The following is a 10,910-nucleotide window of genomic DNA, read 5'->3' on the forward strand; positions in this document are numbered from 1 at the left end:
ATAAAGATATAAAATACTGAAGCCACCCCCCGCTTTTCGTTGGATCTTTCCAGCCACCTGACCAACAGGGCAAACCCCAAGGTCTTTTTGGCGCCAAACACCTCTGATCAAGAGATAGTAGAAAAGGCAAAGCAGAGGCTGGCGGAAAATGGCCTTGACGCAGGGCTTGTGCAGGTGAACTATGACATGCAGCAGCTCGACCCCGGCGACCTCTACGTCAGCTACGACCCGCCAGACCTGGTGGTGAGGGCGGTGTACGAGAAAAAGCCCTCCGGCATAGTCAAGATGAAGAGCGTCGCCATGATAAAGCTCTAGGCAAGCATGTCAGCCACTGACTGCGCGATTCCGTGCACCGGCTGCAGGGTCTCGACCCCGTCTTTCATGGATTTTACTGCGACCTTGCCCTGCGCGATTTCCGCGGGGGCCACTATTATTGTGACTGCGGCGCCTTTTGAATACGCGTCGTCCAGCTGCTTGCGCAGCGCCCTGCCCAGCATGTCGTACTCGGTCACCACGCCGGCGTTGCGCAGGAGCGACGTGATCTCTAGCGCCTTGCCCCGGACGTCGTCGGTCGCGCAGGCCACGTAGGCAAGCGGCTTCTGGGCAGGCTTGAGCGCCCCGTGCTTTTGCAGGGCAAGCACTATGCGCTCTATGCCCCCGGCGGCCCCGGTGGCGCCAATGTCCTTGCGCCCAAAGGCGTCGGTCAGCCGGTCATAGCGGCCGCCGCCCACCAGCGCGCCGCCACCGCCTCCCCCCCCGCTGTCAAACACTTCAAAGACCATGCCCGAGTAATAGTCCAGCCCGCGCACGATCCCCAGATTCACAGAGACGTTCCCAACGCCCCTTGCCTCAAGCGAGGCCATGAGCGCGGCGAGCTTTTTCCATCCCGCAAGGCCCTCGACCTGCTTGCCGGCTGCGGCCAGCACGTCTGCCACGTTTCCCTTAACCTTTGAAAGCTCGATGAGCGACGACAGCTTTTCCGGGTCGACTGCGTCCTTGTATTCCGCTAGCACGCCCTGCGCCCCCCTTTTTGGCACCTTGTCGACTGCCCTGAAAAGCTCCAGAATCTTGGCTTCTTCGGCTATCCCAAGGCGCGACCGTATAAACTCCTCCACCAGCTCCCGGTTGTTTACCTCTATCGACACGTCAAGGCCGAGCTTTTTGAAAAACACGGAAACAAACTCGATGACTTCGGCGTCTGACTCTTGCGAGAACGGGCCATAGACTTCAATGTCCCACTGGTGGAAATACCGGTACCGGCCGGCCTGCGGCTCGTCGTAGCGGAACACGCCTGCGAACGCTGCCAGCTTGACTGGCATCTTCAGGTCGCGCCGGGAGACCATGTAGCGCGTCAACCCTATCGTGAGGTCGAAGCGGAGCGCGACCTCTCTGTCCCCCTTGTCCCGGAAGGCATAGATCTCGTTTGAAATCGACGCGCCGCTCTTGGCCTCAAGCGTCGACAGCATCTCAAGGGGCGACGGCTCCATCAGTTTAAAATTGAACAGGCGGGCCGTCTCGAAGAACCTGTCCCGGACAAAGTTTATGCCTGCCAGATCCTCGCTTTCAAGGTCCCGCATGCCCCGGGGGAGTTCAAGCTTCACTGCACTAGCACTACTGGCAGGTTGGCATTTAGATTTTGCGCCCCGTGGCCGGCGCCTGCCCGCTGGATTATATTATTATAACATCGTATTGATGTAGGAATGCTGATGGCCGGCGGCTATTACCGCTTCCTTGACCACATGACAGACGCAGTCATCGAGGCGCACGGCGCTAGTTTGGAGGAGGCGTTTGAGCAGGCCGCAAGGGGGCTCAACGACACCATGATCGACCTTGCAGAGGTCAGGCCGGACAGGGAGATAGAGATAGACGCAGAGGGCCACGACCTTGAGAGCCTGCTGTTTGACTGGCTCGACAAGGTGATGCTGCTGTTGGTGGCGGACGGCATTGTCACGTCCGATTTTTCAGTCAGGATAAGAAAAGAGCGCGACGACAGGTACACGCTGCACGGCGTTGTAAGGGGCGAAAAGCTGGACCTGTCAAGGCACAAGTACAAGGTCGAGATCAAGGCAGTCACCTACCACGAGATGGTGGTGAGGCAGGAGCAGGACGGCGGTGCCACAGTAAGGTTCCTGCTCGACCTGTGACAGACGTTAGCGTTATATGTGATGCAGCCATGCGATACCACGCTTGCGATACTCTTTTCCCACAACCAGCCTTGCAATAACGTGCGCCGTGCTCCTTTTTGCGTCAGCTATAGTAACAATCATGCCTGCGGCGTTTGCCGCCGGGACAGGCGCGTTTGAAGGCGCACAGATCACCAAGATTGCCGACCTAGACGCGGTTAACAAGGGAGTGGGCGCAGGCAACGCCACCGCCCCGTTCATCGACAGCATTGACTGGTACGGCGGCAACAGTACCGACGAATCTTTCTTTATCTTTCGCTACTGCACCGAGCCGGAAAACTGCGTCATAGGGACTGCGACCCCCGACGGTGGGCTCATCCAGAGCGCGTTCAACCCGCCGGCAGGCTATGCAAATCTGTCTGGCGCCAAGGTGTCGCCGGCAGGCAACGCCCTGCTGTTCAAGGCCATGCACCAGAGCGGCAGGGAAGACCTGTTCACGTATTTCAAGGGGAGCACGGTCATGTACCAGCTGACAAACGGCACGGCGATAGGGACGTACTCTTGGCTGGCTGATGGCAACGTCACGTACTCGGAGCCGAGGGCAGAGCTGACGTGCCTTGACGGCGCGGCGTGCAAGAACCAGCAGTTCTCGTACAGCACCAAGATCTGGGCCATAAGGCCGACAGGCGAAAAGCTGCGGACAATATACGAATCACCAAACACAAGCATAGCCGATTACGCAGTCAGCCCGGACGGCAAAAAGGTCGCCTACGTGGATTTCATGGGCGAGCCTTTCGACCCGAAAAAGCTGTGGAGGCTGTCGGTGTTCTACTCTGGCAGCATCAAGGTCTTGGAGAGCAACAGGGACGGCGACGGGTACTACTCGCCTTCGTGGACGCCGGACGGGAGCGCCATCCTTTACGGGTCTGTATCGCAAAAGCCCTTTGCAGCGCGGGGCAATAGCACCCTTGGCGCGTCCGGGTGGCTCGGCCTCGTCGGGGCAGACGGCGAGGAGAGGGGCAGAATGATACTTGGCGGCAATACTGAGGGGCGCGGGGCAGTCCCGTTCGGCGCGGCGATCACGCACGACGGCAGCAGGATAATATTTGCAGTCAACCAGGACGTTGAAGGTGACGGCATCGACGGCGCAGGCATCTACAGCATGGCCCTTGCGCACCCGATACCCGAGTTCCCGTTTGCGGCAGCAATTGCAGCCGTCCCGGTAGCGGCAGCGATAGCGTGGTTCCGGCTACGCTGGAACAGATAGCATCATTACCGTCATCATTTTCTTTCTGCCAGCTACGCCGGCATGGCGCTGCTGCGATCGCATTATTTACTAACAAGTCAGGCACGATGGCTGTGGTACAGAAGAAACATCAATACTTATTACTGCCCCGGCTCTCTGCCATCCATATCAAATGTCTAGCGGAGAACAAAAACCAAACGTGGTTGGGATAAACGTGCTAAAGCAGAACGGGGCAAACGTAGACGAGATAGTCAGGCTGCTGGTGTACAACGCGTCAGTCGAGTTCACAGCGTATTACTACTTTACAAACCTGCGGGCGCACTGCACCGGCCTTGACGGCGAGGGCATCAAGGGCGTCATAGAGGATGCAAGGATGGAAGACCTCAGCCATTTCGAGTCGTGCATCCAGCGTATATACGAGCTTGGAGGCACGCTGCCAAACGACGCGATGGAGTTCGTAAGGATGTCAGGCTGCGAGTTTTTGCAGCTGCCAACACCGACTACGAACCTGCAAGAGATACTGAAAAAGTGCCTGGCGGCAGAGCAGGGTGCCATAGTGAACTGGAACAAGATGTGCAACCTGACGATAGGCAAGGACCCCGCGACATACGACATTGCCAAGGACATACTGAAAGAGGAAATAGAGCACGAGGCTTGGTTTCTGGAGCTGTTGCACGGCAGGCCGTCAGGGCACATGCGCAGGAAATATGCCGGCGAGCGGCCGCACACCCACAAGCACTCCAGGGCGCTGAGCCATCTCTAACCCCTTTTCTTTTATTTCAAAGACAATGTTTCTGACGGAAAAAACAACAGGCTCTCTCTAATTTTCAAGCACAACAATTACACGCAGACGGCAAAAGTAAATGATTAAAGAAGAATAAGAGAGAAAGGCATCAGGCCTGCTTCTTTGCCGCCACGCCCTCTTGCCTTTCTTCTTCCTCGGCCTTTTTCACAAACACATAGTTCATGATAAAGGCGGCGGCAAGTGCGCCCACTATGGGCCCGGCCCAGTATATCCAGTGAAAGTCCCAGTAGCCTGAAATGACGGCAGGCCCAAAGGTCCTTGCAGGGTTCATGCTGGCGCCGGTGAGCGGCACGCCCACCAGGTGCAGCAAAAATATCATTGTTCCTATGGCGGCGCCGGCAAAGCCTGCCGCAGCCTTTCTGTGCACGGCCACCAAAAATATCGTCGTTACCAGGAAGAAGGTCAGTATCGCCTCGACGGCAAAGCCGGCGCCGGCGCTGCTGTCAAGGAAGGCGGAGGGCCCCGTCTGGACGCCGTACTTGACCTGCGACGCATATTTTGGGATGACTGCCGCAAGCGTTGCGGACGCGGCGATGGCGCCCACTATCTGCGCGCCGATGTAGCCAGCGCCGTCTGCCACCTTCATCCTCCGAGTCACCATCATCGCTATCGTGACTGCCGGGTTGATGTGCGTGCCAGATACATGGCCAAACACGTATGCCATTATGCCTATCACGGCGCCATGCCCGAGCGATATTATCAGGAGCGCCTCTGCCCCCAGGGAAAGGCCGAAGACTGCTATTGCTATTGTTATTGAAAGCGGGCCGAAAAAGACCAGCGCGTACGTGCCTATGGCTTCTGCAAGCCAGGCTCTGGGATTAGCCATGGCTCGTAGACCTCCTGCAAGTCTATATAAAAGAATCGAAACTTTTCAACGTAGGAAATACCAGTCAACCAAACCACTTTTCAAGCGACTGGCTGCGGCTCTCCTTTGCCTTTTGCAGCCTGTCAAGGGTGCCGGCCACCCTGTCTGTCGAAAAGCTCTTTTGCACGCAGAGAAAGTCCAATACTTTTTTCCGGTCTGGCTCGCCAAACGAGATGCTTTCTACCTGCGGCACCTCCGGCTTTAGGAATATGTCGCGGATCTCCTGGTACGGCACCTGCGATAGCAGAGGTTTTATCTTGTCCACGTTTTCCAGCCGGCCGTTTTCCTTGATCAGCTTGATTGCCGTCTTGGGCCCGATACCTGGAAAGCCGTCGGGGTTAAAGTCGGTGCCTATCAATATCCCGACATCCACTAGCTGCTCGTGCGTCAGGCCGGTCTCCTGCAGCACCCTGTCGTGCTCGTACATCTCTGGCTCTACCTCGACGTACGCGTTCTTGTTCGGCACCTTGCGCTTGCCTGACACGGCGAGGTTGCGCACCAGGCGCCGGGCGCCAAACAGTATAGAGTCATAGTCCTGGCTTGCCGCCGCATAGGCAAGGTCTCTTTTTGTCAGGTACGCGGCCGCCGCTTCGCCGTCGGCGGGGGCCTGTATGTACGGTATGCCCAGAATCTCCAGAAGCGCCTTTGAATCCTGTACCATGGCGTCTGTCAGGACGGACGTGCGCTTGCCGTATTTCACGGCATCTTCCATCCTGCCGTCCTCGACTGCCTGGCTGTACTGCGCCATCGCCTCCTGCTTGACCTGCCACCTGCGCTCGATCTCCTGCGCCTTGAGCGCGTGCATTTTGCCGTCAAAGACGTACACGGGCTTGATGTTTTCCATCAGCAGGTTGACGTTTCGGTAAAAGAGCCCGGTCAGGTGGCTCGTCACCTCGCCCCTGCCGTTTGTGAGGGGCTCGCCGGTCGGGCCCCGGATGGTTGCAAGAAACTGATATATCGTGTTGAACGCGTCGATTGCGACCACCTTGCCCGAGAGCGAGGCAAGCTGCATAGGCGAGGCCGTTATGAGAGGCTTTAGGTCCAGTCCCACGTCCTTGCTACGCCTTGAGAATTATTATGCCTTTTATTTTGTTTCTCAGTGGCGGTATGCGCGCAGGGTCTGGGCCAGCCACTCGACGTCCTGCGGGCTCTTGGCAAGCCGCCCCAGCTTGATGCAGTCCCTTATATCACGGGATTTCAGCCTGTTCCAGACGGCGTCGGCTATTGCGGTCCCCATCTCGGCAGGCACGCCCTCCCGTGCAAGTATGTGTGTGCACACCTCGGCAAAACTGCTCATCGAGTAGGGCCTGAAGTGGAGCACGATAAACCGGGAAAGCAGTGGCGTGAGCATCCTGTCGGTGCCGTTGCTCGTGGCAAAGACCCAGGTCTTTAGCTGGGTGTTGCGCGTCTTCTGGAATTTCGTCTCGGCGACTATGCCGGCCTCCATCAGCGAGAGGAGCGCCGTCTGGTCCCTCATCGGCATGTGCTCTATCTCGTCGACTATGAGGTAGCGGGGCCTCTTTTCAAAGAGATAGTCGACCATCCCCGACTTGGTGCTGTGGCTCCCAAGCGTGAAAAAAGAACGCTCGAGCTTCATGCATTCGAGCATAAAGAGCGTCTTGGCCGAAGCCGGCGGCCCCACTAGGAGGATATGGACGGGCTTGTCAGAGGAGAGCGACATCGAGAACAGCCGCTTGACGTCGTCGTATCCGACTATGCTGTCAAACAGCAGAGGAGGCGACTGCTGTTGTTGTTGCTGCTGAGGATTCGGCTGCCTGGCTGCGGCGGCCGGCGATTCGGCGGCATAACTTCTTTCATCCCCACCTCCCACTACCTCCTCAACTCCGACAGGCAGATCCCCTTCAGCCTCTGCTGACACGATCTCACACTGTGGCGGCATCTGTTTTAGACATTGCCGCCAAGTAATGGTGCCAACGCGCTCTAAATTTCTAGACCCTAACTGCAATTCAGTCGGTTAATTGCTGGCAGAGAAGGAGCGTATCGCAGACAGCACGTCGCCGCTCAGCTTGACCGTGTATGCTGCCGCGTCGTCTGAAGAAAGTTTGGAGAGTTCTTCGAGAAACTGCGCCTTGTCCCTGCCCCGCTCGTACATGCCGCCCGACTCTTTGATGCAGAGCGGGAACTTTTGCATTTTCAGGCCCTTTGCGTTCAGGTGCCGGATAAAGCGGCGGTACGCGTCAACGTCGTACCAGTCCACGTTCTTCTCTTCGCAGTATGCAATCCACACGTCTATGGTGTTCTGAAAGAACGCCTTGTTCCGCAGTTGCTCCAGCGCCACTAAAAGTCAGCTCTTTTCATCTTGGAGCCGCACCGCGGGCAGGCTCCGCCCTTGTACCTGTGGCCGCAGGCGATGCAGACATAGTTGATCCCGCCGCCACCGCCACCGAGCATGCCGCCAAATCCGCCGCCACCGCCGTCCCCGGCGCCCATCCTTGCAAGCGCGCGCTTGCGCATATAGTAGGATATGCCGAGGAAGACGCCGATTATCGGGATAAGCACGAACCAGCCTATTATCGGGAAGAGGAGGATGTTGAGAGTTATGCTGATGGCTATCGAGATGACGATCCACATCATCTGCTGTGCCATCCAGTTCATCTTTGTTGTCAAGTGCTATTGGCGAGTTTCTTATATCAAGTTTTCCAAGTATTTTAAAAGCAGGAGGACTGTTACATATGCTGCATCTGCATAGACATGTCGGCATCATCACCATCATCACCATCACCACTACCAACAACGCCACAATCATCACCATCGTCGGCAGCGGCAGCCAAGCCGGCGCCGGCGCTCTTTATCCTGTGCGAGGCGTGCATGTGGTGCGCGACCTACCTGGACAAGTCAAAAGCGAGGGACAGGTGCGCCGTCTGCCAGTCGCCCATGCTCTCCAGCTTTCCGATAATGCCTGACGAGTCGTTCACGTTCGGCTACGACGCCAAGCGCGGAGTAGAGATGGACTTTGGCCGGCGCGTCAGCAGCAGCGGCGGCAGGAAAAAGAGCTAGCTCTCTTTCTTTATCGTCAGTCGAGTATCGTGACAGGCAGGCTGTTGCCACTCCTGTCAAACGCGCCTATCGTCCCGTACTCGTACGGGAAGCTGATGATTACAGACACCAGCCCGAAAAAGTGGTTCAGGTCCTCAAGCGAGGGCTTGTTGGAAGGGCCGGGGTGCGAGTGGGCCGTGCCCACGTACGAGCCGTCCAGCGGGAGGTCGTACATTGAAAAGCCCGAATAGAACGGCCCGTTGGCCGAAAACGGCGGTATCACGAGCCCGTCTATCGTTATCGTGTCGCCCTTTCTCCGGCCCTGCAGTATCAGTATGGCCTCATTTGGGTGCCACGTCTTGGCAAAGGTGATGATGCCATCGGCTGCCTGGCGCGTCAGCGCGATTTTCCTCTTTGGCCGCTGGTGCTGGCGATGATCGTTATCCTCCTTCTTTTTATTGCCGCTCCCAAACAACATCTTGTTTGACAAAGATTGTGCAGCGCGCTTTATTTAACGTAGCAGAATGGATAATAACCAGACCTGCATAGGAGAGCTGATGCGTGGATGTTGACGAAAAGGGAGATCGAAAACAAGCTCATCATGCGCAGGGGCATGGTAGGCAACGACCGCGACGGCACGCCACTCCTGATAAACGGCAGAGGCGAGGCCTACCGGGTCAACGACACGGCGATTTCCCTCTGGCACATGTGTAACGGGATCACCTTTGACGACCTTTTTCTGGAAGTTTTGAGGATTTCATCCGGCGACGAGAAGGACGTGCGCAAGTCGCTTGAGCAGATGGTGCGCCAGTTCTACAAGATCTCTGTCGTGGACATGAAAGAGATCGGCGGCCAGATCAGCGCTGCCCGCAGACCTGGAACGCAAACATGAGGTAGCCGGCCACCCTGCCGTTGCGCCTGTAAGGGTAAAAGTTGCCCCACTCTTTTGGCATCAGCTCGTGCTTGAGCGCCCTTGCTTCTGCCTTTGAGATGCCGACCTTTTCCAGCCGCTCTCCAAGAATAGTAGACCAGGGCAGCTGCGGCAGCGGCGTGTTCTTGTTGGCTATCATGGCCACCACGCGGTTTGGGTTGTCACGGTCTAGCACGACTGAATAGGTGCAGTCGTCGTTGTCGCCAAGCGGGTCGACTACCGTGAACGGGTCTATCTGCACGTATTGGCGCAGCCTGTCGCGCAGCGCGTCTGCAAGCCCCGCCGCTATGGCAAGGTCGGTAAGGCTCAGCTTTTTCACTTCTTCGACTGTGGGCGGCCTTGTGGATGTAGCCAGCACGGCGTAATAGCTGCCGGCCCCTCGTTATATATTTTCCACGCCACGCACAAAAGCATGCAAAGATTAAATTGCGCAGGGCGGCGCAACAACACTGCGTCGGTGCCGGGGTACCCAAGCTAGGTATGTCGTCCTAGGACCCTAAAAGGGGTCAGCCTCGAGATCAAATGCACAAGGTGACGTGCTAGCTGATGTCCTTCGGGACTCGTGGGTTCGAGTCCCACCCCCGGCGCTTTAACAATCACACAATGCTGCTTTCGTTGCCATCACAGCCATGCAGCTGCGACAGGGAGATCAGCTGATGCGCTTGTCAAGCGTCGCGATGAATTTTTCCAGCTTGTCCTTTGGCACCACTGCGCCGCATGCCCTGTCGTGGCCTCCGCCGCTCCCGCCAAGGTCGGTTGCGACCTCGTTTACGAGCCGGCCAAGGTGCGCCTTGCATTCCTTTGATCCCCTTATCGACACCACGTAGGAGCCGATGTCCTCCTTTAGCTTGTAGACCATCGCAGCCGGCTTGCCAGTCGAGCCGAGCACGAAATTCACTACCATGCTGGACGACAGATCCACGGTGCTTGGCGCGTGCGCCAAGTTATCTAGTTTGACGATTCCTTCCTGTATGGTCTCGACCGCGGCTGCGACCTTTTTTGCGTATTTTTCTGCAAGCTCGAACCCTCCTTTGACGTCGTGCGGGTACTTCATCCTGGCAAGCGTGTCCACCATCTTTTCAAGGAAATCCTCGTCCTTCTGGCTGGCAGATATCATGTACGACATGGCAGTCGCTTCGAGCATCAGGAACTGCCTGTCGTACCTGCTCACAAGGCCGGACGCAATCGGCCTGGCCTCCATGTAATCGGTGAGCGCTCCCATTGCCGCAAAAAACACGGCGTGCGCAGGCAGCTTTTTCTTGTACTTGTTGTACACCTGGACGCTGGTGCACTCGTCGATCGTGTGCACGAGCGCCACCCCCGCCTTTTTCAGGGCCTTGGCAGTCTCGGCGCTGATGTCGTGGTGGTCAATGTATGTCACGGCAGTGCCTGCATCAGACATTTTCGAGAGGAGCTCTACAAACCGGGCCTCGTTCTTTTTTGACAGGCCGAGGTCGCAGATGAACAGTTTGTCGGCTCTTTTCTCGGCGTTTGCCAGCTTTTCAAGTCTTGGAATGAGAGAAGGATAATCGGAAAGTATTACAGAATCTGCTCCAAAGGCCGCCTTTACCAGCGCGGCTGAGCAGAGGCCGTCGACGTCCTCCTTGTGGGACATGCAAACCACTGTCATCTTGTCAGTCAATGCATGGACACCGCGCGCTGGGAGGGATTTAATCGTTGAAATTGTTTTTTGTTTTGAAAGATTGAAATTGAAAAAGAAAGGAAAACGCGACCGCCGTGCACTGGAAACAGAAACACTAACCACAAGCTAACACAGGGCTTTACACATGCGTTCTTTGCGTGTTCCGAGGCTGCAAAAGTGCGTCCATGGCAACGGTGCCGATGGCTATCCACCAACTTGAACCGGTTGCATGGAGCAATCCGGTTAAAGTGCGTTGGGCTATTGGGAATGGCAGGCTGAACACCTCGCCGAAGCTTGGTGC

General features: G+C 56.9%; 15 protein-coding genes and 1 tRNA gene. 7 read left to right on the top strand and 9 right to left on the bottom strand.

Translation table 11 applies throughout. The features are described from left to right. The first annotated feature begins 39 nt into the window (after positions 1-39). Positions 40-315, top strand: a complete 276-nt coding sequence (locus WKI84_RS02320) for a hypothetical protein (RefSeq protein WP_337861904.1) — start codon at positions 40-42, stop codon at positions 313-315. Here the strand turns inward: WKI84_RS02320 and hisS are convergent. Further along, the gene (hisS, locus tag WKI84_RS02325) at positions 312-1,601 is read right to left on the bottom strand and encodes a histidine--tRNA ligase (protein WP_337861905.1); all 1,290 of its coding nucleotides are present in this window, start codon (positions 1,599-1,601) and stop codon (positions 312-314) included. The two genes, WKI84_RS02320 and hisS, sit on opposite strands and share 4 nt — an antisense overlap. A 99-nt stretch (positions 1,602-1,700) precedes the next feature. On the opposite strand from hisS, the gene WKI84_RS02330 reads away from it, so the two are divergent. The 3 genes from WKI84_RS02330 to dps all read left to right on the top strand — a co-directional run bounded on the left by WKI84_RS02330 (position 1,701) and on the right by dps (position 4,132). Beyond that, entirely contained in the window at positions 1,701-2,144 is a 444-nt protein-coding gene (locus tag WKI84_RS02330; RefSeq protein WP_337861906.1) for an archease, read from the top strand. 121 nt (positions 2,145-2,265) lie between these two features. Further along, a complete protein-coding gene (locus tag WKI84_RS02335) occupies positions 2,266-3,390 on the top strand; it encodes a hypothetical protein (protein WP_337861907.1) in 1,125 nt (374 codons plus the stop codon). Positions 3,391-3,541: 151 nt separating this feature from the next. After that, positions 3,542-4,132 carry a DNA protection during starvation protein gene (dps, locus tag WKI84_RS02340; RefSeq protein ID WP_337861908.1) on the top strand — a complete coding sequence of 197 codons (591 nt, stop codon included), beginning with the start codon at positions 3,542-3,544 and terminating at the stop codon, positions 4,130-4,132. A gap of 130 nt (positions 4,133-4,262) precedes the next feature. On the opposite strand, the gene WKI84_RS02345 is transcribed toward dps, so the two are convergent. The 5 genes from WKI84_RS02345 to WKI84_RS02365 all read right to left on the bottom strand — a co-directional run bounded on the left by WKI84_RS02345 (position 4,263) and on the right by WKI84_RS02365 (position 7,667). Further along, positions 4,263-5,000 carry an aquaporin gene (locus WKI84_RS02345; protein ID WP_337861909.1) on the bottom strand — a complete coding sequence of 246 codons (738 nt, stop codon included), beginning with the start codon at positions 4,998-5,000 and terminating at the stop codon, positions 4,263-4,265. A 64-nt stretch (positions 5,001-5,064) separates the two neighbouring features. Next, a complete protein-coding gene (fen, locus tag WKI84_RS02350) occupies positions 5,065-6,090 on the bottom strand; it encodes a flap endonuclease-1 (protein ID WP_337861910.1) in 1,026 nt (341 codons plus the stop codon). Between the two features lie 45 nt (positions 6,091-6,135). Next, complete coding sequence (locus WKI84_RS02355) at positions 6,136-6,918, bottom strand: hypothetical protein (protein ID WP_337861911.1); 783 nt, start codon at positions 6,916-6,918, stop codon at positions 6,136-6,138. A 96-nt stretch (positions 6,919-7,014) separates the two neighbouring features. Continuing rightward, on the bottom strand, positions 7,015-7,338 hold the full coding sequence (locus WKI84_RS02360; protein WP_337861912.1) for a hypothetical protein: 324 nt from the start codon (positions 7,336-7,338) through the stop codon (positions 7,015-7,017). Beyond that, complete coding sequence (locus tag WKI84_RS02365; RefSeq protein ID WP_337861913.1) at positions 7,338-7,667, bottom strand: hypothetical protein; 330 nt, start codon at positions 7,665-7,667, stop codon at positions 7,338-7,340. The genes WKI84_RS02360 and WKI84_RS02365 overlap by 1 nt, the downstream gene beginning before the upstream one ends. A gap of 84 nt (positions 7,668-7,751) precedes the next feature. Between WKI84_RS02365 and WKI84_RS02370 the strand changes: the two genes are divergently transcribed. After that, a complete protein-coding gene (locus WKI84_RS02370) occupies positions 7,752-8,057 on the top strand; it encodes a hypothetical protein (protein ID WP_337861914.1) in 306 nt (101 codons plus the stop codon). A gap of 16 nt (positions 8,058-8,073) precedes the next feature. Here the strand turns inward: WKI84_RS02370 and WKI84_RS02375 are convergent, their stop codons facing one another. Then, the gene (locus WKI84_RS02375; RefSeq protein ID WP_337861915.1) at positions 8,074-8,526 is read right to left on the bottom strand and encodes a Mov34/MPN/PAD-1 family protein; all 453 of its coding nucleotides are present in this window, start codon (positions 8,524-8,526) and stop codon (positions 8,074-8,076) included. 75 nt (positions 8,527-8,601) lie between these two features. Here WKI84_RS02375 and WKI84_RS02380 point away from each other — a divergent pair, with 75 nt between their 5' ends. Continuing rightward, complete coding sequence (locus tag WKI84_RS02380; RefSeq protein WP_337861916.1) at positions 8,602-8,928, top strand: PqqD family peptide modification chaperone; 327 nt, start codon at positions 8,602-8,604, stop codon at positions 8,926-8,928. On the opposite strand, the gene WKI84_RS02385 is transcribed toward WKI84_RS02380, so the two are convergent. After that, entirely contained in the window at positions 8,894-9,325 is a 432-nt protein-coding gene (locus WKI84_RS02385) for a hypothetical protein (protein ID WP_337861917.1), read from the bottom strand. The genes WKI84_RS02380 and WKI84_RS02385 overlap by 35 nt on opposite strands. Before the next feature lie 101 nt (positions 9,326-9,426). Here WKI84_RS02385 and WKI84_RS02390 point away from each other — a divergent pair. Then, a tRNA-Ser gene (locus tag WKI84_RS02390) sits at positions 9,427-9,554 on the top strand. Between the two features lie 62 nt (positions 9,555-9,616). On the opposite strand, the gene WKI84_RS02395 is transcribed toward WKI84_RS02390, so the two are convergent. Continuing rightward, complete coding sequence (locus WKI84_RS02395; RefSeq protein WP_337861918.1) at positions 9,617-10,609, bottom strand: DHHA1 domain-containing protein; 993 nt, start codon at positions 10,607-10,609, stop codon at positions 9,617-9,619. Positions 10,610-10,910 lie beyond the last annotated feature (301 nt).

It is taken from the genome of Nitrososphaera sp. (genome assembly GCF_037447015.1).
GTDB lineage: Archaea > Thermoproteota > Nitrososphaeria > Nitrososphaerales > Nitrososphaeraceae > Nitrososphaera.